The organism is Marinobacter halotolerans (genome assembly GCF_008795985.1).
Lineage (GTDB): Bacteria > Pseudomonadota > Gammaproteobacteria > Pseudomonadales > Oleiphilaceae > Marinobacter > Marinobacter halotolerans.
The window spans coordinates 720,148-745,990 of the sequence record NZ_VMHP01000002.1 but is presented as its reverse complement, the minus strand read 5'-3'; the positions used below and the strand labels follow the sequence as shown (position 1 = coordinate 745,990).

The following is a 25,843-nucleotide window of genomic DNA, read 5'->3' as shown; positions in this document are numbered from 1 at the left end:
CCAACGTGTTAAATGGTGATTTCGCCCTGCTGAATCTTCTTTTCGATGTTCAGGCGGGCGGCGTTTATGTGTCTTTTCATCAGGAATTCGGCGAGTTCTCCGTCGCGCGCGGCGATGGCCTCGACGATACGGCGATGTTCACCCAGCGCCCGGTGGGGGCGACCGGTGGAGGTGCTTAAACGGTAACGGTACATCCTTACCATGTAGTAAAGATCACCCAGGAGCATCTGCGCCAGTTTGGTGTTGCGACTGCCGGTGGCGATGCGGTGGTGGAAGTCGTAATCGCCCTCTGCCTGGTAATAGGCCTGGCCTCGGGCTTCGTCAATCATCCGCTCGTGGCTGTCCAGTGTGGCCTGCAGGTCGATGATTTCCTGGTCGGTCATGCGTTCGGCGGCCTGACGCGCGGCCAGGCCTTCCATGACTTCCCGGATGCGATAAAGCTCCATCAGTTCCGATGCGCTGACCGACACCACCTTCACGCCGGCGTGGGGGCGGCGTACCAGCAGGCCCCGGGATTCAAGGCGCCCCAGGGCTTCCCGCAACGGGCCGCGGGTCAGGTTGAAGCGTTCGCACAGGTCCACCTCGCCGATCTTGTCGCCGGGGGCCAGGTCGCCCTTGACGATGGCCGTTTGCAGACAATCGAAGGCTTCATCAGCGCGAGTATAGGTAGGAGACAGGAGTTCAGGCATAGTTTGTCGACAAAACCATCGTGATTTCGTGCAAAACTACGCCTGACCACCCATATTGTCAACAATAATGGAAGGTACGAGGCAGAGATTGTCGCCAATCAGTACAACCGGCGGTCATCCAGGGGCGGCGGCGTGTACTGGTAGATCCAGGTTTCCGTAAGCGCTTCCTCCCCTAACCGCAGGTACAGGCGGATGTTGATGGGCTCGACGGAATCCCCCGGCACCAGGTCGAACATCGCCCGGTAGCCGTTGATTGCAGACAATGGGCGGGCCGACGTCACTTCTACCTCGCCCCGGCTAACCGTGATCACCGGCTCGACATCCACGTTCCGGGCCAGCATTTCCAGAGGCCCGCCGGCGAAGTCAACGGCAAAGCGCCAGGAGAAGTAGGTGCGTTTCTGGCCAATCACGCCGCCCAACCCGGTTCTTGTGGCCTGAACGGTGGCCAGCTCGTAGGGCCTGACCGGCGCCTGTTCACCCCAGTGCAGACGATAGCTGAACAGGTATTCCTGGCCCGGCAGCAGCGGCTTTTCCGGGTGCCAGAAGGCGACGATGTTGTCGAAGGTTTCATCAACGGTGGGAATCTCCACCAGGTCAATACTGCCCTGCCCCCAGTCACCCCGGGGCTCGACCCAGACGCTCGGCCGACGTTCGTAGAACACGCCGTCGTCCTGATAGTGATCGAAGTTCCGGTCCCTCTGCAGCAGACCAAAACCCCTGGGATTGTTGTCCTGGTAACTGTTGAAATTCAGATTACGCGGGTTCACCAGGGGCCGCCAGAGCCATTCGCCGCTGCCGGAGTGCATGGCCAGGCCGTCGGAATCGTGGATCTCCGGGCGCCAGTCGTAATCCATGCGCTGGCTGTTCTCCCCCACCTGATACATGCTGGTGAGCGGGGCAATCCCGGCGCGCGCGACTTCGGTTCGTGGATAAAGGGCAGCATCCACGTCCATCACCATGTTGCGTCCCGGGTCCAGAAGGAACGCGTAGGCACCGGTGATACTTGGCGAATCAAGAAGCGCCCAGACTTTCAGAACCTGGCTGCCCGGCTCAGGCTGCTCCAGCCAGAATTCGGAGAAGCGCGGGAACTCTTCCTCGCGATTCATGCCGGTATCAATGGCCAGGCCACGGGCGGACATGCCGTACTGCATCTCGGAGCCCACGGCGCGGAAATAGCTGGCCCCCAGAAACGCCGCCAGATCCAGCGCGAAGTTGTTGTGATAGTGCACCCGGAACCCGGCGTAGCCGAGATCGTCTGGCAGGTCGCCAAGTGGCTGTTCACCGTTGTAATTGAACAGGTCCTGACGGTAAGCCAGTTCGTTGGCCTGGCCGTTCACCACTTCGTGAATCTTCACCGGCTGCTGGAAATACAGGCCCAGGTGGAAAAGCTGAATCTGGAAGGCGCTGTCAGAGCCCCGCCACAGGGACTGGTCAGAACGAAATCCGATGGCCTGATAGTCATCCCAGGAAATATTCTGCAGTGATTTGGGCAGTTCCCCCTTGCGGGACACGTAAGCTTCACCGGCCCGCTTCCGGGCCCGGCCCTTGAGCCAGGCATAGCTGAACGGCTGGGACTGGCTGCCGGAAACGGCTTTGATATCGGCGCCATAGGCAAAGGGCACAACGGGTAAGGCCGCGGTGCCGGTCAGAGCGGCCAATGCCTTGACCAGTGTTCGTCTGTCCATCATTGCTGTCTGTCCTGTTTGTTTCCTGGAGTTCAATCAGTGACCGGTTCCCGGTGCTTTCGCTGGATGCAGCGGCCCCAATAGCTGTCATCAGGGGAGCGCCACGCGCCCGCGTGCATTTCCTTCAGGGACTGACCATCACGGGCAATAAAGCTGAGTTCGCTGCGGGTCAGGTCGCCGGGGCCCCGTTTCAGGCAGCGGGCAACCGACGTCTGTAGTTCCGCCCGTCGGGGGCCGCGCCGCAGATCCCGGGACAATACCCGGTGCAGGCGGTTCAGTCTGGGCACCAGCACTGCCTGCTCGAACGCGGTCAGCCGGTGTTCGCCGGCTTCTTCATTGCGATAACGCCTGGCATCTTTCAGCAACGGCATGGGCGGCTCCTGCTCTTCGGGTATGCTCAGAAGCCCCAGGTCCTTCAGAAACTCCCCGGGGCCGCTGCGGCTCAGATACACCGCCGTTGGCGCGGCAAGAATCAGCGGAACGGCAACGGGAAGCGACCATAAAAAGAAGAGCGGATCCAGGCTCCAGGCGAAGGCGGACCACCCACCACCCAGAACCATGCCGGGAAACTGGGTCACCAATGCCTCGCGCCAGGTGGTTTCCTCGGTGCGATTCTGGCCCGCCCAGGTCAGCGACAGGTTTAACAGTGCCGCCACCACGAAACGACTGTGGGCCCACATACGCACCGGCGCCAGCAGCACGGAAATCACAATTTCGATCATCACGCTGGCGAACAGCTTCATGAAACCACCGAATTCCCGAACGTAGCGGTGAATGACCGCGTCCAGAATCGCCAGAAACTTGGGCAGGAACAGCAAAGCCAGGGTGCTGAGCGCCAGGCCCAGAGCCCACTCTGGGCGCCACTCAGGCCAGAGGGGAAACGGGCCCTGATGGCCCTCCGGGAAATATTCGATAGGCGACAGCGTCATCCGCGCCGCTTCCACGGTGGTCAGAATCAAAAAGCCCAACCAGAGCGGTGACGCCAGGTACGCCATAATGCCGTTCAGGAAGGCCATTCGGTGGGCAAACCGGATCTTCGGCTCGCGCAACAGCAGCCACAGATGTTGCAGGTTGCCCTTGGCCCAGCGGTTATCCCGGGACAGCTCGTCGGCAATCGTCGGGGGCGACTCCTCGAAACTGTTGCCGAGGCCTGTTTCCAGCCAGACTTCATACCCTGCCCTTCCCATGAAAGCGGCCTCGACAAAGTCGTGGCTCATGATCGGCCCGCCGAATATGCCAAAACCGGAAAGCTTGGGCAGGCCGCAGTGTTTCATGAAAGGCTCCACCCGCAGGATGGCGTTGTGGCCCCAGAACGCGGCGTCCCCCATCTGGATGGCGGCCAGGCCGGTGGCAAACAGGGTGGAATAGAACCGGTTGGCAAACTGCTGCAGGCGGGCAAACAGCGACTGGCCGTTGATGATGGTGGGATTGGTCTGGAGAATGCCAACGCCCGGCTCCCGCTCCATCAGTTGGACCATTTTCACGACCGTGTCGCCGCTCAACAGGCTGTCGGCATCCAGTACCACCATGTATTTGCAGCGGCGCCCCCAGCGCCGGAGAAAGTCCGCCACATTCCCGCTTTTGTAGTTGAGGTTGAGCGAACGCCGCCGGTAGAACAGGCGCCCTTCGGCACCCAGTTCCCGGGCCAGTTGGTGCCAGGCTGCCTGCTCTTCCAGCCAGACATCCGGGTCACGGCTGTCTGAAAGGATATAAAACTCGAAGTGCTCGATATTACCGGTACGCTCGATGTCCTCGTAAACCGCCCGAAGTCCGCTCAAAGTCCAGTGCACCGGTTCATGGTAGATCGGTAGCAGAATGGCCGTTTTTGCCAGGGGCGTTGCCGCCAGTTCTTCATCGGTGTGGCGACGCGACAGGGCGTGTCTGTCGCCGCCAATCAGACGCATGACAAAACCCAGCACGGCGGTCCAGAAACCCACCGCAATCCAGATATAAAGGACGGCAAAGAGCGCCGTCATGGCGATTTCAAGCCAGGTGCCACCATGGTACGGCAACACCCAGAGCAGGTAGTAGCAGGCCACGGCGGTCTGCCCGAACACAAACAGCATCAGCAGGCTGCGCCGGAAAAAAGCGACACCCCGCCAGCGGTGGCGGGGTGCAGAGATGGGCGTGGATGCGGGCGCCGGGTTGCCCTCCTGGATCTCAGCCATGGGCGGGATATCCGATGCTGCCCCGGCACAGGGGCGGGTTGGGTGCCGGCAGCATTTCCTCTGCTATGGGAAAGTAAGCCGGTAGCCGGTCCATTGCGCGGGATAGCAGGCGTGCTTCGTCCAGGGCCCCCGACTGATCGGTCTGGGTGTCATCAACCAGCGCATCGTCAATCAGTTGCAGCAGGGTGCGGCAATCGGCCCGGGTCATGTCCACACCCGACTCCGTCAAATAGGTAAAAACGCGGGTGAATACACGCTGCAGCGTCTGGTCTGCCATAGGATGCCTCCTGTCCTTAGCGGCGCTATTCGGAATTGGCTCGAAGTCCCGTTGAGGGAGCCTGCGAATAGGTCCAGGTTTCGGTCAGCGGCTGATCATCCAGGCTGAGAAACCCTCTCAGTGCCAGCGGTCGATTTGTCGCCGGGCGAGCCAGTATCGAAAGACGCCAGGCATCCCGGGCCTCGATATACTCAACAAAATGTTCGATGACCTCAACGCCATCGCCGCCGGTGACCTTACTGACAACCGGCGACTCAGGCTTGAGCCCGCCAAGCGCCCCGCCCTTGAAATCAACGATAAACCGATAGGCACCGGCTTCGTCGCCGCCACCTATGCGGTCGCCATCGCCAAGAAAAGTGTTGATCGCCCGGCCGGCGGGATGGCTGGTAATCCCCGGCTCACCAAAGGCCAGGGAATACTCGAACGGCAGTTCTTGCCCCGCCTTTACCGGCTGGTCGGGCTTCCAGAATGCAACAATGTTGTCGTTGGATTCGGCGTTGGATGGGATCTCCACCAGCACAACCGATCCCGGGCCCCACTCCCCGACTGGTTGTACCCAGGCACTGGGGCGCAGGTCATAGCGGGCCTCGCTGTCTTCAAAGTGGTGGAACTTCTGGTCCCGCTGGATCAGGCCGAACCCGTCCAACTGTTTCACTTGGTGAAAACTCAACTGCAGTTGCGACGGGTTGAGCAGCGGCCGCCAGAGCCATTCACCGGATTCGCGGTTGTGCACCAGCAAGCCGTCGGAATCATGAACCTGTGGCCGCCATTCACCCCGGGGGCGAACAGTGTTTTCACCGTAATAGAACATGGAGGTCAGCGGTGCCAGACCCAGTTGATCAATGTCGTCGCGGAAGAAGAGCTTCGACTGGACCTTCATCTGTAAACTCTCACCGGGCTCGATAACAAAGCGGTAAGCACCCGTCAGGCTGGGGCCATTCAGTAGCCCGTAAACCACCATGGTGTCACTGCCCCCGGCGGGACGCTCCAACCAGAATTCGGTAAAGGAAGGAAACTCTTCCCCTGACGGAAGGCCGGTATCAACCGCGACCCCCCGCGCCGACAGGCCAAAGTGCTGGCCGGTACCCACGCCACGGAAATAGCTGGCTCCGCCGAACACCAGAAACTGGTTCTGCTCGCCCTCGCCGGAAAGCGGAAAAGTCAGTTTAAAACCGGCGTAGCCCAGGTCTGCGGGGATGCGTTTTGCCAGTTCGGAATTGGGGTAGTCGAAGTCGCTTTTCTCGAACGCCAGGGGATGAACGCCTTCGCGGTCGATGACATTAAGCTTGACCTGGTGACGGTAGAAGCTGCCCTGGGGAATCATCATGATCTGGAACAGGGATCTGCCCCGACGCCACAGGCTGGCCTCCGGTTTGAACCGGATCGACTGATAGGCCTGGTAATCCAGCGCCCTTAAAAACTCCGGTGCCGGCTGGGGGGCGCGATACTCCTTTTGCGCCAGGGCCTTTGCTTTGGTTGCCACGTCCTCCAGGCCGAAAGCACCGGCCAGCGAGGGCAAGGCGGCAAACAGACAAAGCAACAGGCCGGTTAGGGTTAGTCCTGAACCTCTCATGCAAAAATTTCCCGATTTTTTTTCGTGACGTGAATGTAGCACTTGAGGCGGTACTGACCTCAAGTGACATCTTTGTAAGCGCTTTATACGAATTTTACACGGGAATGGACAAAAGATTCGGGGAACCGGCCGAATATTACGAAACCCTCAGATTCGCATGGCCATGGTCAAGGAAACATCCGGGCTTGCGGGGCGCTGCATGGCCTGGCCTGACAGATCCAGTATCTGGCCGACACTTACGCTGGCGTTAAAGTCCTGCCCCTGAAGGCGGAGGGAGATTTCACCGGTGCTGGCGCGGAACGCCTCATCGCCCGCGTCTGACTCAGCGGACCAGCCTTTCAAAACCGATACCGCCAGGTAGGAATTGAACGCATTGGTGAAGGGTACCGGGTAGCCGGGGCTGCGGGCATTCACGCGGAACCAACCGCCCTCGGACACGTACTTTGACTGGCCATTGAAGCCCCGCATCATGGACGGACCGGCCACCTGCAGGTACTCGGAAGACGCCAGATCCTCTGGCGCGAACTGATAGCGGCCATCAACGCCAAAATCCCAGGTATAAAACGATCGGTTCAGTGACGCTGAAAAGGCCAGCTTGTGGTAGCGGGAACCACCAGAGCTTGAGTCATCCGCGCTCTCGGATTCCCAGCTTTCCCAACCGCCCATGGCGGTCAGAGTGGAGCCCGCCACGAAGCCGCCCGGCAATTCCCGCTGGCCTGAACACCGCAGGCCGACGCGGGACGATTGATGGCTGGAATCACTCACCCACTCCGAATCCTGATAGGCGCTGCTTGAGCCTGAAGAATGGCTGAACACACTGTCGAGCTCCAGACCCCGTCCGGACCAGAGGGCCCGGCTGCCGGAGAAGGACAAAGCCCGGTACTCGCCCTGGGCGTCGAATCGCTGGTCGCCACTGCTGACCTCACCGGCGTGGTCCGACTCCTCCAGTGCCAGGCTGAAATCACCGCCCGCTACCGGGAAGGCATAGCGCACCCGCAGGCTCTGGGATTCACTGCCATTGCGACGGGACACCGAATCGTGAAAATCCAGTGCCAGATCGTGGCTGGCCATAATCAGATTACTGCCGACCATATGGAGCTGGCCATTGGCGGCGTCACTGGTCTGGTTGGAGTTGCCGGAGAACTCAAGCTGCGACGCCAGATAGCCGGACACCGACCGAAGCAGGCTCATGGGATACATGATGGGATTCACCGGCGCCCTGCTGGCCAGGTCCGCCAGTGACGCAGCGCCAACGGGCGCGCACCACAACAGTGCAAGTAGGCAAGGAATTCGCAAAACAGACGCCTCGGTGGGTCGTTGGCAGTATTACGTATACTCTAGGAAAGACCCGCGCTAAAAAACAGCGCTTATTGCCAAAAATTACAAATTTAATGTTCATCAAAAACAGAATCTTATCGCAGTGTATGAAAGTTGTATCTTAATGTTTCAGAAACAATCGGCGAGTCACCCCTGCATTTCGCCAGATAACTTGGTTAAACTCGGCACACTTTATGGATAACACCTGTGTATCAGCAGAAGGACAATTCACATGATCAAAAAATGCCTGTTTCCCGTTGCCGGCTACGGCACCCGTTTCCTGCCCGCCACCAAGGCGATGCCCAAGGAAATCCTGCCCATTGTGAACAAGCCACTGGTCCAGTACGGCGTTGAAGAAGCTGCGGAAGCAGGGGTGCACGAATTCGGCTTTGTGACCGGTCGCGGCAAGCGGGCCATCGAAGATCATTTCGATATCAGCTATGAGCTGGAACACCAGATTGCCGGGTCAGGCAAGGAAGACCTGCTGACGTCCATCCGGGACCTGATCGACAACAACTCCTTCGCGTTTACCCGACAGAATGAAATGAAGGGCCTGGGCCATGCCATCCTTACCGGCCGCAACCTGGTGGGCGACAGCCCGTTCGCCGTGGTGCTGGCAGACGACTTCTGCGTGGCGGATGAAGGTTCGGACGGAGTACTGGCGCAGATGGTGAAGCTGTACAACCAGTTCCGCTGCTCCATCGTGGCGATTGAGGAAGTGCCGGCGGACGAAACCCACAAGTATGGCGTGATTGCCGGCGAAGAGATGAAAGACGGGCTCTACCGCATTACTGACATGGTGGAGAAGCCCAGCCCGGAAAATGCTCCCAGCAATCTGGCCATTATCGGCCGTTACATTCTGACGCCGGACATTTTCGACATTATCGAGCGTACCGAGCCCGGCAAGAATGGCGAAGTGCAGATTACCGATGCGCTGCTGGAACAGGCGAAGAACGGCTGCGTGCTGGCTTACCAGTTCAAGGGTCGCCGGTTCGACTGCGGCAGCATTGACGGCTTTGTGGAAGCGACCAACTATGTTTACGAGAACATTTACAAGAAGGGCAAATAAGCTGCCCTGGGCCTAACGGCCCAGAATCTGAAGAATCATGCGCCGGTTTTCGGCTGAGGTTTTACGGAACCGGCGCAGCAACTCGGCTTCCTCATCGGAAAGCTCTACCCGCTTTATCTCCTGCTCCAGCTGTTTCAATGCGGTCGAAAGATCATCCCCGCGAGTAAACGTCAGCCCCGGCAACTCAAGCTGGCCGGTGTCCCCGGTATCATCAAGATCCAGAAACTCATCCACGGCCGTTTCCGTGCGTATGCACAGGTCCAGCAGCTCGGTGACGCCCGGGTAGGTTCGCTGCCGGCTATCCTCTGCCTCCCAGCTTGCCACCCGGTCTTCACCGACATTGCAGATGCTGGCAACATCCTCTCTGGTCAGTTGCGACTTGTCGCGAATCTGCCTGAGACGGCGATGAAAACTTTGCAGATACCGCATAGCTGAATAGCTCTCTGTGACCAATGGCGCTTGTGGAGTGAATCAAACCCGAAATCTAGCGTACATTAAGCGATACGGACAATCTGACGTCAATCCATGCAGGGCCGACGACACTTCTTTTGACGGGAACAGACGCAATGGCTGCAAAAGCTCTGGACATTCTGGACATCGACACCGCCTGGCAGCTAATTCTTTCGGCGGTGGACCAACGCAACGCCACAATTCCGCCCGATGACAGCACCCAGCAGGTGCTGGATATCGGCGAAAACGGGCATTGGGATCTGCGCATTCCCGCCGATTCGGAGGCCCTGCAGCTATTGACCACCTTCCTGCCCCTTTGCCGCCATCTGCCGGAGAACGCCGCTTCTATCGTGGTGGGGCAGATGGGCCAGAGCCTGGATGGCCGGATTGCCACCGTCACCGGCGCCTCGAAATACATCAATGGTGAAGGCGGCCTGCTACACCTTCACCGCCTGCGAGCGGTCTGTGATGCGGTGGTGGTGGGGGCTGGTACGGCCTCTGAAGACAACCCCCGGCTCACCGTGCGCCTGGCCAGCGGGCCCAATCCGGTACGGGTTGTGATCGACCGCAACAGGCGGGTGCCCGACTCCCATACCGTGTTTACCGACCAGCAGTCCCCGACCCTGCGCCTGGTGGCGGGAGACTACGAGCCGGGCCAGAAGACGCTTCCCGCAAACGGTGTGCTGGACGTCCCATGCCTGGGCAGCGAGGAACAGACCCAACCGAACAGAATACTGGCGGTTCTGGCGGATTTCGGGCTCCGTCGGCTGTTTATCGAGGGCGGCGGCCTGACCGTTTCCGGTTTTCTGAACGCAGGCCTTCTGGATCACCTTCATGTGATGGTGGCGCCCATGATAATTGGCAGTGGGCGCCCTGCCTTTTCATTGCCGGAGATTGAAAAACTGGACAGTGCCCTGCGCCCTTCCGCCAACATGGTGGATCTGGGCAGCGACATGCTGTTTGATCTGGATTTCAGCGACCGGCTGAAGCACGGCTGAACACAAACAGGCCACCGGGCAGGCTGGACAGCAGAACCGTCAGCCCGTATCCCACACTCAGTGCGACCCCCTGCTCCGCCGGTAGCCCGGCCAGGGGCCAGAGAACTGCCGCCGCGCCCTCGCGAACGCCCCACCCCGCGACGGTGAGAGGAATCACCATCGCCAGCAACAGCAGACTGCATAGGGCCAGCAGGGTCAGTGTCTGTTCCGCGCTCATACCTTCCCGACCACTGGCAGCCAGCAGCCAGAAAACCCCAAGGTAACTGGCCACCACCAGCAGCGACGACACAATCTGCAGCGGCAGACTTCTCGGGTTGAGCAACCCGCGATAGATGTCCCGGCCCAGAGTCGCCAGATAGCGCCTCAGCCCTTGCCAGGCCCTGCTACCGAGGCCAAGCACCAACACGAAAACAGCAATCAGCACAAGCGCAGGGCCGATGACGCCGTTAGCCCAGTTGTCCGCCAGCATCTGCAGGTCGGGATGGCCCGCGATCAACCAGAAGCCACCGCAAACCGCCACCGCAAACATGACCAGTTGCCCGGACAGACGCTCGATCATCACCCCATGCAAGGCTTTCTGCCGCTCGCCGGAACCGCTACCGTGACGCCAGGCGCGGTTAACGTCCCCCATCACGCCTCCGGGCAGGCACTGATTCAGGAACATGGCCAGGTAATACTCGGTCACCGCGGCTTTCATGGTCAGCCCCAGGCCCAGGCGGCGCGCGGTGTAACGCCAGCGCCAGGCCGACAGCGCAACCTGCGCTACAGACACCAGCAGGGCCATACCCACCGCCAGCAGGGAGAACCGGGACAGTTCCACCACTAACTGTTCAAGATCCAGGAACCAGCCCAGCAAGCCGAGAAATACCAGAGTCAGCAACCATCGGGCGGCGAGCGGCACCCGGATGACAGAGGGACGTGAGTCACTCATGGGGTCGCGTCGGTTCCGGGCCAGGCAAACAGATCGTGATGGGCAACCTCAGTCGCCAGCCCGCCCTGCTCCGCCGCCGATAGCCGCGCAGCCTGCCAGTCTCTGATACGCGACCGCTGTGCCGGGTTCTGCTCCAGTGCAGCTTCGCACCAGCCAGATATCAGGGCGGCCTGCAGGGCCTGGTGGTCTCTGTTCAGCTTCCATGGGCTGGACGCGACCGCTACCTGATAGCCCAGGTCCTGAAGCCGTTCCTTCAGATATTCCGTCGCGTCCGGGCCCAGTGCCGCTCCGCTGCCCTTGTCCCCATGCTGGTGGTCGTTTACCAGGGAACGGATCAGGTTATCGTCCGGGTGTTCCGGATTCAGGCGGAATTCACCGGCGTAGCTGAGGACGATGTACACCGCGGCCTGCCGGGCCTTTGCTGTTTTTGCCAGGGCGTCCAGCCAGGGCGCCGAGGTCAGATCGATCAACGCCGAGGCGGTTATCAGGTCGGTTTCCACCGGAATCCGTTCGGCGAGGTTGTTCGCCTCTAGCGTGCATTGCCGGATATCCAGACTGTCCACCAGCGGCGCCAGGCGCCCCTGGGCTTGCGCCAGCAGAAGCGGATCCTGATCCAGCAGGGTCCAGTGCTGTTTGCCCGCGAGTGCAGCGCTGAGAAACACGCCGTTTGAACCGGCGCCGGCGCCCAGATCCGCTATTTGCAGCGTAGCCTGCCGGTGGGCCGGGTTCTGCGTGCGCTCCGCCGACCAGTCCTGAACTTGGGCCAGTAGCTGGCGATTGCGCGCCTGATGGTCCGCCGGCTCCCGCAGGGCCAGCCAGTTCTGATCGAACTGGCTATGGTCTTTGCCCGGGCTGGATCGCGGGGGTTGCCGCTTGAGTACGGTTTCAAATTCCGCGGCCGCATCGGACCAGTGGCGGATGGCGCCAGCATTCTGCTGCACGGCATCGGCCATCTCCATCAGAGCTTTCCGGTCGGTCAGGCAAAGCTCCAGGCAATTGCACAAGGCCATGACGGAACCCGCCGGGTACTGGCGGACCCCGGGGCGGTTGCCAGTGCTGGCCAGGGCTCCCCCGTCACTGGTAATCACCGGAAGCCCTGCTGCCAGGGCCTCGTCAATCACCATGCCGTAGCCTTCATAAAGCGACGGCAGCACAAAAAGATCCGTGTTGCGGTAATGGTCCGCCAGTGCCGCGTCATCCAGCTCGCCGGTCAGGGTGATACGCTCGCCCAGCCCCGCCGCTGAGATCTGTTCAGCCAGTTGCTGGCTGTAGGCCGGATCACGTTCGGTAGAGCCAGCAAGGGTGCAACGCCAGGGCAGGTGCTGCAATTCACTGAGCGCTTCCACAAGCTGGTGCTGGGCTTTGCGGGGAGACAGGCTGGCAACGCAGAGAAGACGCAGCTCGACTCTTTCCGGTGTTCTTTCAGGCGTTCGGTCAGGTGCCCTATCGGCGACTGGAGGAGCGGATGCAACCGTATCCGCCCCGGGCTCGATGACCTTAATCCGCTCGGGCGCCACCTGAAAATCCCTCAGGCGTTCCGCCGTATGCTGGCTGGTGGTTATCACGCCACTGACAACTGCCAGCGCGCGTTTTTCCGAGGCAAAAAGAAAGGTTCTGTCTTCTTCACCCAGGCCGGTTTCATCCGCCAGAGGATGATGAACCAGGGCCACAAGTTCCAGTCGCCCGGCGTGTCGCTCCAGCACCCCCGGCATCCCGCCCATCGCCAGGCCATCCAATACGACCCGTGCACCGTCCTGACAGGCCGAAAGTGCGGAATCCATCGATGATTCCGCGGCCGCGTCTGGAATGGGAAAGCGACCCTCCAACCCCTCGACGCTGGCGCGTAGGCCTCGCTGATTCAAAGCGCTGACCAGATGGCTGACATACCGGTAGCCCCCGGTTCTCTGACCGGGGTCGCCGGGCACCAGAAACAGCACAGGCTGATCGCTACTGCCGAGCACAATCAAAGTTCGCCGTGATAGCTGGCCCAGGCCACATGGGATTCGCCCAGTGTGACTTTCATGCCGCATAGCCCTTTTCCGGTTTCCCCCAGCCGACCTTCGTGAATCGCTTTTGCCAGGCGGTCAAACACGGTGGCGGCCATGAATTCGGTGGTGGTATTGCGCCCGGCCAGCGCCGGCAACTCGTCCAGATTCTGCATGTTGAATTCCGCCATCACCGACGACAGCACGTCCGACGCCAGGCCAATATCGACAATCAGATCGTCCTCGTCCAGGGCCTTGCGCTCAAAGGTAACGTCCACCACATAGGTCGCGCCATGCAGGTTCTGGGCCGGGCCGAATACCTCGCCCTTGAAACTGTGGGCAATCATCATGTGGTCTCTGACGGTTAGTGAAAACATACCGGTGTCCTTTTAGAAGTGTCTGTGGAGGATTGTTGAAAGTTCAGTAAACGATGCGATGGCAAAGGGTGTCCGCCGCCGAGGGCATGGCCGGGTCATCCACATGGCCCGACAGACTGGCCATGGCCCGGGGCAGATCCTCGAAACGGCTTTCGCCGCTGATCAGGCAGTCCAGTCGTGGATCAGTCAGTAGCTGCAGCGCAAGCTTCATTCGGTCGGAGTGGGCCCATCTCGGGCGCTGATTGGGGTTCAATTGCCCCACCTGGCTGGAACGTATGGTCAGCCGGCGGGAGTGGAAAGCCCTGCCCAGGGGCGCCGGGACTGACTGTTCCCCGTACCAGCTCATCTCAATCACCCGGGCTTCCGGCCCGCACAGGCCAAGGGCTGTTTCGAGCCCGCCCGGATGACCACTGGCGTGGATCACCAAATCGTGGTCATCGTTTTCTGAACCGGTGGCGAAATTCAGCCCCAGAGCCTCTGCGGTCGCCCGCCTGCGGGGGTTCACATCAATGGCTGTTACACGGGTACCCGGAATCTGGCTGGCCAGCCAGGCCACCAGACAGCCAACAACGCCCAGACCCACCACGGCGATTCGCTCGCCGACAACCGGCGCTGCATCCCACAGGCCGTTAACGGCGGTTTCCATGTTCGCTGCAAGCACGGCCCGGGACTCTGGCAGGCCCTCCGGCAGGGGAATCACCGCGGATGCCGGCACACGGTATTCATCCTGATGGGGATAAAGACAGAACACGCTTTTCCCCCTGAGGTCCTCCGGCCCTTCGGTTACCCGCCCAACGTTGGCATAGCCGTACTTCACCGGGTAGGGAAACTCCCCTTCCTGGAATGGTGACTTCATGGTCTGGAACTCGGATTCAGGTACCTGGTTGGTAAACACCAGGGATTCCGTACCACGGCTGATTCCAGAAAAACGGGTTTTAACCAGAACCGTGTCGGCCTGGCCCGGGGAGCCTGGGCTGACGCTGGTTTCGTCAATCCGGCCCTGTCCCGGACCGGTGACCCAGAATGCATTTGCCATAATCTGTTGCCTATCCTTAATCTCGATTGAGATCAAAATTCCATGACTGCCGTATACTGAACAATACACTCTGCTTGAGGAATACGCCGAGGGCTGACGATGGATTCCCGTTCCCCGACATTCTATCTGCCTCTTGCCGCAGACCTTGTGCTGGCCGCGCTGCTGATGCTGGCGGTGGCTGTGGCACTGGGCGCGCTGTTTGATCCAGGGTCCGTTTTCTACCTGGTGCTGGCCCTGTTCGGGTGTGTGGGCGGCGGTCTGATCGTCTGTTTCTGGCCCCGGCGCCGGGATTTCGGCTGGGCCAATCGCGTCACCCTGGCCAGAGGTGTGCTGGTACTGGCCCTGGTCAGCCTGGCGCCGTTTCTGGGCCAACTGCCATCCGGCGCCGCCGGGAACTACCTCTGGCTGTATGTGTCACTGAGTATAATCGCTCTGTTGCTTGACGGCGTTGACGGCTGGACTGCAAGGGCCACCGGCACCCAGACGGCATTCGGCGCCAGGTTTGATATGGAGCTTGATGCGCTGTTTATTCTCGGGCTTTGCGTTGCCATCCTGGCCCTCGATAAAGCGGGCGCGTGGGTGCTAGCGCTGGGGCTGATGCGCTACGGTTTTGTAGTGGCAGGGCTTATCTGGCCGTTCATTAACCGGCCATTGCCCGACAGCTTTCGCCGTAAAACCGTGTGTGTCTGGCAACTGGTTACCCTGATGGTGGCCCTGGTACCCGTAACACCGGACGCCTTGGCCTACTGGTCGCTGATGTTAGCACTGGCACTTCTGTGCTATTCCTTCGGTACAGACCTTCGCTGGCTGTACCAAACGTTTGCCAATTCGGGAGAACGCCATGAAACAGATTCTTGAAATTCTCAAAGCTCCGGTCATGGGCCTGCTTGGCCTTTTGCTGACGCTGGGGGCTTCCCAGGCGACTGCTGAACTGCGCACCTTTGTGGTGGACGACGAACACTTCTCCATGATGTTTGAAATTCAGCATATCGGGTATGCCCCGGTGATGGGCATGTTCGAGGAAGTGGAAGGCCAGTTCCAGTACAACGAGGAAACCAACGAGCTGGACTCCGGCCAGCTCACCTTCAAGAGCAAGAGCGTCTACACCAACCATAAAAAACGGGACGACCACCTGCGCGGTGACGACTTCCTGAACAGCGACGAGTTTCCGGAAATTACCTTCAAGGTGACCGATTTCAAACCCACCGGCGAGAAAACCGGCGTCGTGACCGGCGACCTGACCATGCTTGGCCAGACCCACCCGGTCGATGTAAACGTGACCCTGAACAAAGCGGCCGAGTACCCCATTACCCATGAAAAATACACTCTGGGTATGACCGCGGAAGCGACCCTGAAGCGCAGCCAATGGGGCATGACCTATGCGGTGGAGAACGGCCTGGTGGGAGACACCGTCAATATGCGATTCGGCTTCGAGGCCAATCTGAAATCCGACGGCTGGCTGAACTGAGCATCCGCGGGTCATTCAATGTGACCCGCGTCACAGCCTGATTACATCCGTTTACATTTGCGACGGGATTCTTGGCGTTGCATCGGCGGGCGACCTAGTATTGTAGGACAATAAAAATGGCGCCCACGCCGAAAAAGCCAACAACAAGGATTCCGGAATGCCTGTTCGCCTGTTACTGGCCATCGCATTCATTGTACTTAGCACCATCGGTTTCGGTTATCTGCTGTCGGCAGAGAACACCGGCAGCTTTTCATGGCTGACCGGGTCAGAATCACAACCGGCCATGGCCAGCGGAGGCAGTCAACAACCTCCGCAACCGCCGACGGCCGACTCCGGCCAGCCCCCCTCCCCGTCGGAACCCTCTGACGATGCCCTGGGCTTTATGCTTGCCAATGTGGCGCAGCAGTATGCCGAGAACATCCGCTACCCCGAGTACTCCCTGCCATTAAGCGACGCCCAGGCAGAAGCCTATGCCGGCAACCGATTCGAGCCCATTGCCCTGCCCCTGCCCGGGGATGGCCGTTTTACCGTCACCCTCGAGAAATTCCGCTTTGTACAGGGAGAGGACATCCTGATTGCTGCCACAATCACCGGCCCCCAGGTGGTATCGCAACAAATGACGGCCACCCTTGAGCAAGCGAAAAACCGGGACACCATGGAGTCGACAGAGCTGACCAGCGAGGACGGCTTCTACCAGGGTGTGCTGACAGCGGAAGGCGAACCCGGCGAGTACCGTCTGATTGTGGAAGCCGACATCGACGGTGAGACCGTTCGCCATGTATCAACACTGACCGTTGAGCCCGACCTGGGCGATTTCACAGGGCTGGGCGACCCCGAAGTGCGCAATAACGACCTGGTCATTCCCGTGGAGTTTGATGCCCGGGAGTCCGGTTTCTACGCCCTCTCCGCCCAGCTGATGGACAACGGCCAGCCGATTGCCCTGCTGAGCGCGGAAAAGCGCCTGGAAACCTCGGGCAACACTATCGACCTTCGTGCCCACGGCTCGGTGCTGGCGGGGAAGAATCTGAAAGGCAAGCTGCAGCTTCGCCATCTTCAGATCCGCCGCTTACCCGCCCAGCCCGGCGACCGTACCGATTACGGCTATGGACCTGACGAGGGCTACACCTTCACACCGCCGGACCTGGAGTCCCTGACGGACACTCCGGCGAGTGACCCAGAATCAGAGCAACGGGCTGCCCTGCTGCAGAAGCTGGCAGACAAGTTCTGATCGCGGTACGCCGCGCCGGCCCGACGCCGGGCAGTACCGGCCAACAAGAAGCCCGAACAAGGGGCCAGCCGCCGGATAAACGTCTAGCAACAAAAACAAAGCAAAGGACGGAGCAACACTATGAAAACAAGAATAGGAAGTGCCTGTAAGGTTGCCCTTGCGGCGGCCGCCATCACGGGAAGTCTGTTCGCTGGCAGTGCCAGCGCCCAGCTTGCCGGCCACAATGTGATTCTGGTTCACGGCTTCCAGCAGGAAGACCTGGCAAACCCGCCAGCCAATCTTCAGGACGTTAAGAACGCCGGCGCGGACTACTGGCGCACCTTCTGGCTGTCCCGTGCCGATGCGCGCATCGACTGGGGCAGCGACGGACGGGTGGAAGGCCAGATTGCCCAGCAGGCTTACCAGCAACTGCGATCCATCAGCCAGCAGGGACTGTGCAACGATTACTGCATCGTGGTTTCCCACTCCACCGGTGATCTGGTCACCCGCTATCTGCTGGAAAACCAGGCCCGCTGGTTGCAGAACGCCGGGCTTGCCCCGCTGAAGGTTCTGGCCTCCATCGACTTCTCCGGCGCCGGTGGCGGCACCGAGCTGGCGGATCTGGCACTGAACGTGGCCTATAACGACAGCTGGTATAACTGGCCCCTGAAACAGGCCGTGCGCGCCTTTACCGGCATTACACCGGAGCCGGGCAGCCTGGGTGTGGTCAACGACCTGCAGACCAACGCGGCCCGCAATCTGGCGGTCAGCCCCAACAACATCCCGCGTCTGCGGTTTGTCGCTGGTGGTTCCTCCTATGGCGGCATTACCAAGCCGTTCATTGCCGGAACGGATGACGGCGTGGTGCCCACCCACTCCGCCTGTGGTGCCACTACCAGCAACGGCATCGATTCTTGCTCGTCGAATCTGAGCCTGGCGGGCAAGGTTTCGAGCCAGGACGGCCCATCCGCCCTGTACTACAACCATTACCCCGTGCTGATGAACGAGGGCGCTTCCCACAGTGGGGTGCTGGGATCGGAAACCGGCAACACGTCAGTGCCTGTGGTCAACAACCGCACGCTGAACGGGCTGCGGGTTGATTTCGCCAGCCGCACCTACAACCAGCGTGCCTGGTGGCAGTGGTGGGGTTCCGGTGACCAGTACGTGGAAGTACCCGGCTCCGGCCAGACCGACATGTCCTCACTGGTGTACAACACTCTGAACAACTGATGTTTCAGGGTTCCCGATAACCTACCTGCCAGGGAATGGCATTCAGGCTCAGGACGAGCCCTCCCTCCGTGATAGACTTGCCTCCTTAATCTCCCTACCCCATGGCATCAGGGTCTATTCACAATGGTTTTGCCCAACGCAAGAAAGTCAGACCTGCTGATGGTCTGTGTCACCCTCATGGCCGCTATCAGCTGGATGTTCTCGAAAGAAGCCGTACAACTGATGCCGCCGCTGATGTTCATGGCCATGCGCTTTTTCCTGGCGGGCAGCATTCTGGCAGCGTTTGCGTTTCCGGCGTTACGGGCCCTGACCCTGGACCAGTTCCGCCGCGCCGCCGGTGTCGGTATGGTTTTCGGCATTGCCATGAGCTGCTGGGTGATGGGGCTATTCCATGCCAGCCATGTGGGCGAAGGGGCGTTTCTGGTGAGCCTGGGCGTGGTGATTGTGCCAGTTATGGCGCGGGTGATCTTCCGCGAACCCCAGCCCGTCAGCACCTGGATTGCCATTCCGGTGGCGGTGGCCGGGCTGGCCATGCTTTCCCTTCGCAACGGCTTTCGCCCGGAGGTAGGCCAGTTGTTCTTCGTGGTGGCGGCGTTTATTTTTGCACTTTATTTCAACCTGAACACCCGGGCGGCAAACCAGCGCACCAGCACCGATCGAAGCGGCCGATCCATTGAAAAGGCCCGCGTGCCCGCCCTGCCCCTGACGGCCATCGCACTGCTTACGGTCGGCGCCGTGACCTTCGTTGAATCCCTGATACTGGAACCCTGGGCACCTACCCTGTCTGACTTTCCGCCCATACTGGCGGTTTGGATCGGCGCCAGCGCCATTATCGGCACCGCCGGGCGCTTTCTGACCCAGACCTACGCCCAGAGCCTGTCTGCCAATAGCCACGGCGTTGTGTTTCTGGTGCTGGAGCCGGTCTGGGTGGCATTGTTTGCGGCGGGCTGGTTTGGTGAAACCATGTCCGGCATGCAACTGGCCGGATGCGCACTGATTTTCGCGGCTCTGCTGATCAACCGCTGGACCACGCTGCGCAAAGCCATCAGGGACCGGACCAGAAACCGTAAAAGTGCCTGAAAGAGGTTGACCGAATGGGGGCGAATCAGTATATTTCCTCCCCGTTGCGAGACGGTTATGACAAATAGGACCATAGCTCAGTTGGTTAGAGCGCTGCCTTGACATGGCAGAGGTCGGCAGTTCAAATCTGCCTGGTCCTACCACTCTCGCCGAGGATTCCACAAAAAAAGCCGCTGGCGGATTTAATCCCCAGCGGCTTTTTTGTGCCCTTTTGAAAGACCCTAAGAGCTACTTCCGAGCTGGCGGCGCCATGAACTCCGGCCCTACCGGATCTTTGATGCAGCGCTCCAGAATTCCGTCGATAGCAGCCATCGCGTCCTGATCCAGAGACCAGCCTTCGATCTCGCTGACCGGATCAAGCTGCTCCGGGCGTCTTGCACCCCACAGTGCCGTGGTCACACCCGGCTGATCGACCAGCCAGCGAAGCGCCAGTGCCAGCACGTTTTTCTGGTAACGCTCGCGGGCGAAGGCGTCCAGTTCTGCCACCGCCTTCAGGTACTGGCCATAGCGTTCACCCTGGAATTTCGGGTCGTTCTTGCGCAGGTCGTCACCGGTGAACTCGGTGTCTTCCCGCATCTTGCCGGTCAGCAGGCCACGGCAGAGGCCGCCGTAGGTAATGGTGGCAATCCCCTGCTCCCGGCAGTGTGGAAGCACGTCCTGCTCGATCTCGCGTTCAAACAGGTTATAGGGCGGCTGCAGGCTGTGCAGGGGCGCGTGTTTGCTGAACTCCGCCATCTGATCGGGGCTGAAGTTGCTTACGCCTATGGCGCGGATTTTTCCGGCCTTGTAGAGCTTCTCCAAAGCCCGGGCGGTTTCCTCCATGGGGGTCATGGGGTCTGGCCAGTGAACCTGGTAGATGTCGATGTGGTCTGTCTGCAGGCGTTTCAGCGAGTCATCGATTTCCCGCTCTATACGGCTGGCCGTGGCGTCGCGCCAGACCTTGTTGTGGTCGTCGTTCCAGTTGAGGGCAACCTTGGTGGCCAGTGCAACCTTGTCGCGACGGCCGCCCTGCAGAGCCTTACCCACAATTTCCTCGGAGCGGCCGAATCCGTAGACCGGTGCGGTATCAATCAGGCCGATGCCTTTATCGATCGCGGCGTGAATGGTGTCAATGGACTGGGTTTCATCCGTGCCGCCCCACATCCAGCCACCAATGGCCCAGGTGCCAAGGCCCACCGGTGTCACCTGAATATCTGTACTTCCGAACGTTCGGGTATCCATAATTCCTCCCGTCTGGTTTGGTAATTTCAGATGCTGCGAGGCCCTATTTTTCCTGCGTGTCGAGCTCTGAAGGAGAATGGTGGGACAAAAGAACCCCGGTTCGCAGCAGCTCACGCAGCGTGGTAAAGCCCTCTTCAACTTTCGCCAGGCCATCGTCGAGCATAAGCGGCTGGCCTCTTTCAATCAGGCTGTGCCGGAGGCTGAGCTCGTCCTCATGGCGCAGAATACGGGCGTAGTCATCTTCGGTCAGTTGCCACACCTCGAACACGCCAATCCGGCCACGGAAGCCAAGGTTATTGCAGGCCGGGCAACCGACCGGTATCCAGGTTTCGTCAGGGACCTCGCGGCCGCATTGCCTGAGCCACTGCTTTTCAATGTTGTCCGGTTTGCCTTTGGTACGGCACTCGGGACAAAGCTTGCGCACCAGACGCTGGGCGGCCACCAGACCAAGGTTGGCAGCGATCTCGTAATCGTCAAGACCTAGATTGCGAAGGGCAGTAATGGTGCCAACCGCATCGCGGCTGTGCAGTGTTCCCATCAATGAGCGGCCGCTGGTGGCCACGCTGATACCCGCCTGGGCAGAGGGCACATCACGGATTTCGCCGATCAGCACATAGTCCGGATCCAGGCGCAGCATGGCCTGGGTGCCATTGGCGAAGGTCAGGTCATGCATGGGGTCCACCTGAATCTGGTTGATGCCCGGTATCTCGTACTCGACCGGATCCTCCAGAGTGATCACATGGCTGTCGCTGAGCTTCAGCTCGTGCAGAAGGGCATAGAGCGTGGTGGTCTTGCCGCTGCCGGTGGGGCCGGCCACCAGAAACATGCCGCCGGTGGCGTCCATCCAGCGTCTGATCCATTCAACGCCTTCGGAGGGAATGCCCAGTTCCTGAATGTCCTGGACAGCTTCCGGCGGTGACAACACCCGGATGGCGAGTTTGTCGCCGGAAACACAGGGGATAGCGGTGACCCGTAAATCCAGATCGGTCTCGTCGAGACTATAGACAAAGCTGCCTTCGTTGCAGCGGACGGATGGGATAGGGTCGAGGGTGGCCATAGCCTTGAACTGGTTTACCAGGCGACGGCCCTGGTCGTAGGAGACTTCCATGGCGTCGACCATCATGCCGTCGATCCGCAGCCGGACCCGATACTGATCGGGGAAAGGATCCAGGTGAAGGTCGGTGGCGCGGGCGTTGACGGCGTCGGTCAGCAGAGCGTGAGCTTCGAGCGTTTCCTCGCTTTCCTGATCCTCGTCCATCAACTGACGGTATTCAACAAGAAGATGGTCCCTTAAATGTCGCTCAAACCTTTGCTCTGCCCGGCTTTTACCGCTCATAAAGACCTCCTTTCTGGCGTTATATTGCCTTACTCAGACCTGATAGAACTCCCGATACCAGTCCACGAAGTTGGCGATCCCCTCTTCGACCGTTGTAGAGGGCTTGTATCCCACGTCTTCGATCAGGTCGTCCACATTGGCGTAGGTTGCCGGAACGTCTCCCGGTTGCAGCGGAAGCAGATTCTTTTCGGCTTTTCTTCCCACACGTTCTTCGATGATCTCGATAAAGCGTGACAGTTCTACCGGATTATTGCTACCGATGTTGTAGAGACGGTAAGGCGCCATGCTGGTGCCAGGGTCAGGTTTTGCGCCGCTCCATGCGGGATTCGGTGTGGCGACGTTGTCCAGGGTGCGGATCACGCCTTCCACAATGTCATCAATGTAGGTGAAGTCGCGCCTGTGATGGCCATGGTTGAACACGTCGATGGGCTCACCGGCCAGGATCTTCTTGGTGAAGATAAACAGCGCCATATCCGGGCGGCCCCAGGGGCCATAAACCGTAAAGAAGCGGAGGCCGGTGGTGGGCATGTTGTAAAGATGGCTGTAGGTGTGAGCCATTAGCTCATTGGCTTTCTTTGAGGCGGCGTAGAGACTGAGCGGGTGGTCCACATTATCGTGAACCGAGAAAGGCATGGCCTCGTTGGCGCCGTAGACGGAGCTGCTGGACGCGTACACCAGATGCTTTACGCCGTTGTGGCGGCACCCTTCCAGAATGTTGGTAAAGCCCACTAGGTTGGCGTCGATGTAGGCATGGGGATTTTCAAGGGAGTAACGCACACCGGCCTGGGCGGCCAGGTGTACGACCCTTTCGGGCTTATGCTCCTCGAACAGTGCCGCCATGGCCTGACGATCTGCCACGTCCTTGCGGACCTCGGTGAAACCCTGCTTACAGGTCAGCCGGCTCAGGCGGGCCTCTTTCAGGCTGACGTCGTAATAGTCATTGACGTTGTCTACGCCGATAATCTCGTCGCCCCGGTCCAGAAGCCGATGCGCAAGATGGGAGCCAATAAACCCCGCGGTGCCCGTAACCAGAATTTTCACTGCTTTCTCCATTATCCGTGGAAGGTCAGGCCGGCTTCATATCCGGCCGGGTCAGAAAGTCAGGCCCGCGCTGATGAAGGGCCCGCCTACTTCTACGTCCAGTCGATCGTTGCTGTCTTCGAAATCAATGTTCATCTGGCGATAGCCGGCGCGAAGACTCAGTACAGAGACCTCATACTGGCCATAGGCGTTGAAGTCAGAGACCGAATCGCCGTCATAGCTGATGATGTTGCCCTGGGCACCTACCGACACGCCGGTAAACGGCAGGTCAAACCGGGCTGAAAGGTAGCCCATGGGTATGGCGCCTTTGATCTCGGTACGGCTGACCTGTCCGTTGGTGGTTTGCTCCCGGACGATCAGTTCGCCATCAAGGCTGCGCACGGTCAGACCTGCATCCAGATTGACCCAGTTATCCAGCAGCTCGTAGTAAAGCGTCGCATCGAACTGACTCAGGTCCAGGTCGGAATCCACGGGCGCGCCACCGCTGATGACATCGTAACCCGTGGAAAGCTCGCCGCTACCGCTCTGCTGAATCCGAGTGTAGTTCAGGCGAACATTCGGCAGAATCGGAACCGGGTGCTCAAAATAGGCTTCCAGGTTGGCGCTGCTGTCACTACTGAGATTCAGGTCATTTTCCAGGTCGACTACACTGGAGTTCTTGCCGGCCTCACCGGAAAGATCAGAATCCCAGTAGCTAACGCTGGCGCCAACGCCCAGAACGTCTGCCGCGGCAAAAGAGCTGGTCACCAGCAGGGCGCTGCCTGCGATTGTTGCTAGTTTACGCATAAAATACCTGTCTCCGTTATAGTCAGTCAGTGGTCAGCCGAACTGGATTCCAAGACGGCGACCCACTTCTTCATAGGTTTCAATCACATCGCCAAGCCCCTGACGGAAACGGTCCTTGTCCATCTTTTTGCGGGTTTCCTTATCCCAGATGCGGCAGCCGTCAGGGCTGAATTCGTCACCCAGGACGATCTGGTCGCCGGCACGGCCGAACTCGAGCTTGTAGTCCACCAGCAGCATGCCGGCTTCCTCGAACAGCGCCTTGAGGACATCATTGACCTGATAGGTCAGTTCCTTCATCCGCGCCAGTTCGGCTTCCTCGGCCCAGCCGAAACTGACCGCAAGGCTCTCGTTCACCATTGGATCATGCATGGCGTCGTTTTTCAGAAACAGTTCGTAAGTGGGCGGGAGCAGGGTTTTGCCCTCTTCCACCCCCAGTCGACGGCAGAGACTGCCGGCGGAAATATTTCGAACGACGCACTCCACCGGAATCATATCGAGCTTTTTGACCAGTGATTCGGTCTCTGACAACAGGCCTTCAAAATGCGTGGGGATACCCGCCGCCTCGAGCTTTTCCATGATGAAGGCGTTGAAACGGTTGTTAACCATGCCTTTACGGTTGAGCTGTTCTTTCTTTTCACCGTCAAAGGCAGAGGTGTCGTCTCGGAAGACCATCACGAACCGTTCCGGATCATCGGTGCGATACACCGATTTTGCTTTGCCCGCGTATAGCTCTTCACGTTTTTCCATCGTTTGTCTCCGGACATGCCCGGGCCGCCGGGCAGTGCTGTTACTTAATAAAGATATTCGAAAAGCCTGGACAGTAAAGCCTCGGGGCGGATATCACCGGTATATTCGGGCGCTCTTCTGGCGGTCACGATCAGGTTCTCTTCCCCTGCTTCCAGAATCAGGTCATGGGTGCGAACCGGGTCGGAGGGGTCGCTCGACCAGGGGAACCAGCCAGAATCCCTGGCGGAATCCGGCCGGGCATCCACGAAGAAATAGCCTTCTTCCCGGTTCAGATCGACCACGGGTATTCCCGCTTCGTCCAGGGCACGGCGAACCTCGCCCCAGGAGCGACCATAATCCAGATCCATCACAATCTGCTTGGCCACTTCGTCCTCGGACACCAGCCTGACCAGAGGCTCGGCGGGCATATTCAACGCCGCACGGGAGTATGATTTGCTGTCTTCCCGGGCTTTGAGGAATTCGCTCAGGTCGGTCAGCAACCTGCGGCTGGTCTCCAGCTCGGTTTCGGAACGGCTGGCACTGTCATTCCAGGCCACGAGCTGGCTGACATCGTTGCTTTGTGCGTTGAAAGTGCGCACCTGAATTTCAGTGGTTTTTCTGCGAACACCGGGGGCGACCTTCGCTTGCACTGCAAGCAACTGTTCTTCACCAGCGGGCTTGTCGGGAAGCCCCAGCAACTCCCGGGCACGCTTACTGTAATTGACCAGTTCGCTCTGAAGCAGACCAAGCTGGGGGTTCTGGTAGGCAATGCCCAGCCCCTGCTGGGCCATCCAGGTACTGACCGCAGGCCACAAACGACCGGGCACATCGTTTACCAGAAGCCAGATTTCGTCATCAACCACTTCAATGACGTAGTTTTCCTGGAGAATTTCGGAAGTCATATCCGGCGGTTCCGGCAATTCGCCGACGTACATCCGACCGGCATCCGGCGCCGAAATTTCCCGAACCGGCATCATCTGGCTGAAACGGCTTTCGTCGGCGGATTCCGGGAGCTTCAGTGGTGTACCCTCCGGCGCATCGACATAGCGTTCGGTACGATCCTCGATAAAACTGCAGCCGGAGGCCGCCAATACAAACATCAGGCCCGCAAGGGGCCCGATTTTCTTAACAGAATACTCACTAAATGTCGGGATATTAATCCTGAACATGAACGCCATCAGGCGACTCCAGTT

24 protein-coding genes and 1 tRNA gene are annotated in these 25,843 nt (G+C 59.6%); 8 read left to right on the top strand and 17 right to left on the bottom strand.

The genetic code is table 11. The features are described from left to right. Nucleotides 1–8 precede the first annotated feature (8 nt). The 6 genes from FPL19_RS13775 to FPL19_RS13750 form a co-directional block, all read right to left on the bottom strand. Nucleotides 9–689, bottom strand: a complete 681-nt coding sequence (locus FPL19_RS13775; protein WP_150913175.1) for a GntR family transcriptional regulator — start codon at nt 687–689, stop codon at nt 9–11. 98 nt (nt 690–787) lie between these two features. Further along, nucleotides 788–2,377, bottom strand: coding sequence for a glucan biosynthesis protein (locus tag FPL19_RS13770; protein WP_318527389.1), 1,590 nt, complete (start codon nt 2,375–2,377; stop codon nt 788–790). Between the two features lie 29 nt (nt 2,378–2,406). Next, nucleotides 2,407–4,542 carry a glucans biosynthesis glucosyltransferase MdoH gene (gene mdoH / locus FPL19_RS13765; RefSeq protein ID WP_150913173.1) on the bottom strand — a complete coding sequence of 712 codons (2,136 nt, stop codon included), beginning with the start codon at nt 4,540–4,542 and terminating at the stop codon, nt 2,407–2,409. Beyond that, a complete protein-coding gene (locus tag FPL19_RS13760) occupies nt 4,535–4,819 on the bottom strand; it encodes a hypothetical protein (RefSeq protein WP_150913171.1) in 285 nt (94 codons plus the stop codon). Before FPL19_RS13760 ends, mdoH begins: the two co-directional genes overlap by 8 nt. A gap of 25 nt (nt 4,820–4,844) precedes the next feature. Further along, entirely contained in the window at nt 4,845–6,392 is a 1,548-nt protein-coding gene (locus FPL19_RS13755; protein ID WP_150913169.1) for a glucan biosynthesis protein G, read from the bottom strand. A gap of 147 nt (nt 6,393–6,539) precedes the next feature. After that, a complete protein-coding gene (locus FPL19_RS13750) occupies nt 6,540–7,688 on the bottom strand; it encodes a ShlB/FhaC/HecB family hemolysin secretion/activation protein (protein WP_150913167.1) in 1,149 nt (382 codons plus the stop codon). Between the two features lie 253 nt (nt 7,689–7,941). Here FPL19_RS13750 and galU point away from each other — a divergent pair, with 253 nt between their 5' ends. Next, entirely contained in the window at nt 7,942–8,778 is an 837-nt protein-coding gene (galU, locus tag FPL19_RS13745; RefSeq protein WP_150913165.1) for a UTP--glucose-1-phosphate uridylyltransferase GalU, read from the top strand. A 12-nt stretch (nt 8,779–8,790) separates the two neighbouring features. Here galU and FPL19_RS13740 read toward each other — a convergent pair whose 3' ends face one another. After that, nucleotides 8,791–9,207 carry a helix-turn-helix domain-containing protein gene (locus FPL19_RS13740; RefSeq protein ID WP_150913163.1) on the bottom strand — a complete coding sequence of 139 codons (417 nt, stop codon included), beginning with the start codon at nt 9,205–9,207 and terminating at the stop codon, nt 8,791–8,793. Between the two features lie 137 nt (nt 9,208–9,344). On the opposite strand from FPL19_RS13740, the gene FPL19_RS13735 reads away from it, so the two are divergent. After that, nucleotides 9,345–10,226, top strand: coding sequence for a RibD family protein (locus tag FPL19_RS13735; protein ID WP_150913161.1), 882 nt, complete (start codon nt 9,345–9,347; stop codon nt 10,224–10,226). Here FPL19_RS13735 and FPL19_RS13730 read toward each other — a convergent pair. From FPL19_RS13730 to FPL19_RS13715, 4 genes are read right to left on the bottom strand one after another with little or no spacing between them, the layout of a single operon-like run. After that, the gene (locus FPL19_RS13730; RefSeq protein ID WP_150913159.1) at nt 10,201–11,157 is read right to left on the bottom strand and encodes a lysylphosphatidylglycerol synthase transmembrane domain-containing protein; all 957 of its coding nucleotides are present in this window, start codon (nt 11,155–11,157) and stop codon (nt 10,201–10,203) included. The genes FPL19_RS13735 and FPL19_RS13730 overlap by 26 nt on opposite strands. After that, a complete protein-coding gene (locus FPL19_RS13725; protein WP_225314428.1) occupies nt 11,154–13,118 on the bottom strand; it encodes a glycosyltransferase in 1,965 nt (654 codons plus the stop codon). Before FPL19_RS13725 ends, FPL19_RS13730 begins: the two co-directional genes overlap by 4 nt. A gap of 2 nt (nt 13,119–13,120) precedes the next feature. Further along, entirely contained in the window at nt 13,121–13,519 is a 399-nt protein-coding gene (locus FPL19_RS13720) for a 6-pyruvoyl trahydropterin synthase family protein (RefSeq protein WP_150913155.1), read from the bottom strand. A gap of 43 nt (nt 13,520–13,562) precedes the next feature. Continuing rightward, entirely contained in the window at nt 13,563–14,555 is a 993-nt protein-coding gene (locus FPL19_RS13715; protein WP_150913153.1) for a zinc-dependent alcohol dehydrogenase, read from the bottom strand. Nucleotides 14,556–14,654: 99 nt separating this feature from the next. Here FPL19_RS13715 and FPL19_RS13710 point away from each other — a divergent pair, with 99 nt between their 5' ends. The 6 genes from FPL19_RS13710 to FPL19_RS13685 all read left to right on the top strand — a co-directional run bounded on the left by FPL19_RS13710 (nt 14,655) and on the right by FPL19_RS13685 (nt 19,683). Continuing rightward, nucleotides 14,655–15,413 carry a CDP-alcohol phosphatidyltransferase family protein gene (locus tag FPL19_RS13710; RefSeq protein WP_150913151.1) on the top strand — a complete coding sequence of 253 codons (759 nt, stop codon included), beginning with the start codon at nt 14,655–14,657 and terminating at the stop codon, nt 15,411–15,413. A gap of 19 nt (nt 15,414–15,432) precedes the next feature. Next, a complete protein-coding gene (locus FPL19_RS13705; protein WP_150914243.1) occupies nt 15,433–16,023 on the top strand; it encodes a YceI family protein in 591 nt (196 codons plus the stop codon). Nucleotides 16,024–16,180: 157 nt separating this feature from the next. Continuing rightward, nucleotides 16,181–17,251: a hypothetical protein gene (locus FPL19_RS13700; protein ID WP_150913150.1), complete on the top strand. Its 1,071-nt coding sequence runs from the start codon at nt 16,181–16,183 to the stop codon at nt 17,249–17,251. Between the two features lie 120 nt (nt 17,252–17,371). Further along, on the top strand, nt 17,372–18,460 hold the full coding sequence (locus FPL19_RS13695; RefSeq protein WP_150913148.1) for a hypothetical protein: 1,089 nt from the start codon (nt 17,372–17,374) through the stop codon (nt 18,458–18,460). 123 nt (nt 18,461–18,583) lie between these two features. After that, nucleotides 18,584–19,540 carry a DMT family transporter gene (locus FPL19_RS13690; protein WP_404802828.1) on the top strand — a complete coding sequence of 319 codons (957 nt, stop codon included), beginning with the start codon at nt 18,584–18,586 and terminating at the stop codon, nt 19,538–19,540. 66 nt (nt 19,541–19,606) lie between these two features. Beyond that, nucleotides 19,607–19,683: transfer RNA gene (locus tag FPL19_RS13685), tRNA-Val, on the top strand. An 85-nt stretch (nt 19,684–19,768) separates the two neighbouring features. Here FPL19_RS13685 and FPL19_RS13680 read toward each other — a convergent pair. Genes FPL19_RS13680 through bamC form a run of 6 tightly spaced genes read right to left on the bottom strand, consistent with a single transcriptional unit; the run spans nt 19,769 to nt 25,828 of the window. Further along, a complete protein-coding gene (locus FPL19_RS13680) occupies nt 19,769–20,761 on the bottom strand; it encodes an aldo/keto reductase (protein WP_150913146.1) in 993 nt (330 codons plus the stop codon). 43 nt (nt 20,762–20,804) lie between these two features. Further along, nucleotides 20,805–22,097, bottom strand: coding sequence for a GspE/PulE family protein (locus FPL19_RS13675; protein WP_150913144.1), 1,293 nt, complete (start codon nt 22,095–22,097; stop codon nt 20,805–20,807). Between the two features lie 33 nt (nt 22,098–22,130). Then, nucleotides 22,131–23,138, bottom strand: a complete 1,008-nt coding sequence (locus FPL19_RS13670; protein WP_150913142.1) for an NAD-dependent epimerase — start codon at nt 23,136–23,138, stop codon at nt 22,131–22,133. A gap of 51 nt (nt 23,139–23,189) precedes the next feature. Further along, nucleotides 23,190–23,924 (bottom strand): TIGR04219 family outer membrane beta-barrel protein, encoded by a 735-nt coding sequence (locus FPL19_RS13665; RefSeq protein ID WP_150913141.1) that lies wholly within the window; start codon nt 23,922–23,924, stop codon nt 23,190–23,192. Nucleotides 23,925–23,957: 33 nt separating this feature from the next. Next, nucleotides 23,958–24,671 carry a phosphoribosylaminoimidazolesuccinocarboxamide synthase gene (purC, locus tag FPL19_RS13660; protein WP_150913139.1) on the bottom strand — a complete coding sequence of 238 codons (714 nt, stop codon included), beginning with the start codon at nt 24,669–24,671 and terminating at the stop codon, nt 23,958–23,960. Nucleotides 24,672–24,715: 44 nt separating this feature from the next. Continuing rightward, nucleotides 24,716–25,828, bottom strand: a complete 1,113-nt coding sequence (gene bamC / locus FPL19_RS13655) for an outer membrane protein assembly factor BamC (protein ID WP_191965280.1) — start codon at nt 25,826–25,828, stop codon at nt 24,716–24,718. Nucleotides 25,829–25,843: the final 15 nt, after the last annotated feature.

Coding starts and splice junctions, on each gene's coding strand:
- FPL19_RS13705 (WP_150914243.1), top strand. CDS start 15,433: ATGGGCCTGCTTGGCCTTTTGCTGACGCTGGGGGCTTCCCAGGCGACT.
- purC (WP_150913139.1), bottom strand. CDS start 24,671: ATGGAAAAACGTGAAGAGCTATACGCGGGCAAAGCAAAATCGGTGTAT.
- galU (WP_150913165.1), top strand. CDS start 7,942: ATGATCAAAAAATGCCTGTTTCCCGTTGCCGGCTACGGCACCCGTTTC.
- FPL19_RS13675 (WP_150913144.1), bottom strand. CDS start 22,097: ATGAGCGGTAAAAGCCGGGCAGAGCAAAGGTTTGAGCGACATTTAAGG.
- FPL19_RS13755 (WP_150913169.1), bottom strand. CDS start 6,392: ATGAGAGGTTCAGGACTAACCCTAACCGGCCTGTTGCTTTGTCTGTTT.
- FPL19_RS13775 (WP_150913175.1), bottom strand. CDS start 689: ATGCCTGAACTCCTGTCTCCTACCTATACTCGCGCTGATGAAGCCTTC.
- FPL19_RS13730 (WP_150913159.1), bottom strand. CDS start 11,157: ATGAGTGACTCACGTCCCTCTGTCATCCGGGTGCCGCTCGCCGCCCGA.
- FPL19_RS13760 (WP_150913171.1), bottom strand. CDS start 4,819: ATGGCAGACCAGACGCTGCAGCGTGTATTCACCCGCGTTTTTACCTAT.
- FPL19_RS13715 (WP_150913153.1), bottom strand. CDS start 14,555: ATGGCAAATGCATTCTGGGTCACCGGTCCGGGACAGGGCCGGATTGAC.
- FPL19_RS13665 (WP_150913141.1), bottom strand. CDS start 23,924: ATGCGTAAACTAGCAACAATCGCAGGCAGCGCCCTGCTGGTGACCAGC.
- mdoH (WP_150913173.1), bottom strand. CDS start 4,542: ATGGCTGAGATCCAGGAGGGCAACCCGGCGCCCGCATCCACGCCCATC.
- FPL19_RS13770 (WP_318527389.1), bottom strand. CDS start 2,377: ATGATGGACAGACGAACACTGGTCAAGGCATTGGCCGCTCTGACCGGC.
- FPL19_RS13690 (WP_404802828.1), top strand. CDS start 18,584: ATGGTTTTGCCCAACGCAAGAAAGTCAGACCTGCTGATGGTCTGTGTC.
- bamC (WP_191965280.1), bottom strand. CDS start 25,828: ATGGCGTTCATGTTCAGGATTAATATCCCGACATTTAGTGAGTATTCT.
- FPL19_RS13700 (WP_150913150.1), top strand. CDS start 16,181: ATGCCTGTTCGCCTGTTACTGGCCATCGCATTCATTGTACTTAGCACC.
- FPL19_RS13695 (WP_150913148.1), top strand. CDS start 17,372: ATGAAAACAAGAATAGGAAGTGCCTGTAAGGTTGCCCTTGCGGCGGCC.
- FPL19_RS13740 (WP_150913163.1), bottom strand. CDS start 9,207: ATGCGGTATCTGCAAAGTTTTCATCGCCGTCTCAGGCAGATTCGCGAC.
- FPL19_RS13720 (WP_150913155.1), bottom strand. CDS start 13,519: ATGTTTTCACTAACCGTCAGAGACCACATGATGATTGCCCACAGTTTC.
- FPL19_RS13735 (WP_150913161.1), top strand. CDS start 9,345: ATGGCTGCAAAAGCTCTGGACATTCTGGACATCGACACCGCCTGGCAG.
- FPL19_RS13710 (WP_150913151.1), top strand. CDS start 14,655: ATGGATTCCCGTTCCCCGACATTCTATCTGCCTCTTGCCGCAGACCTT.
- FPL19_RS13680 (WP_150913146.1), bottom strand. CDS start 20,761: ATGGATACCCGAACGTTCGGAAGTACAGATATTCAGGTGACACCGGTG.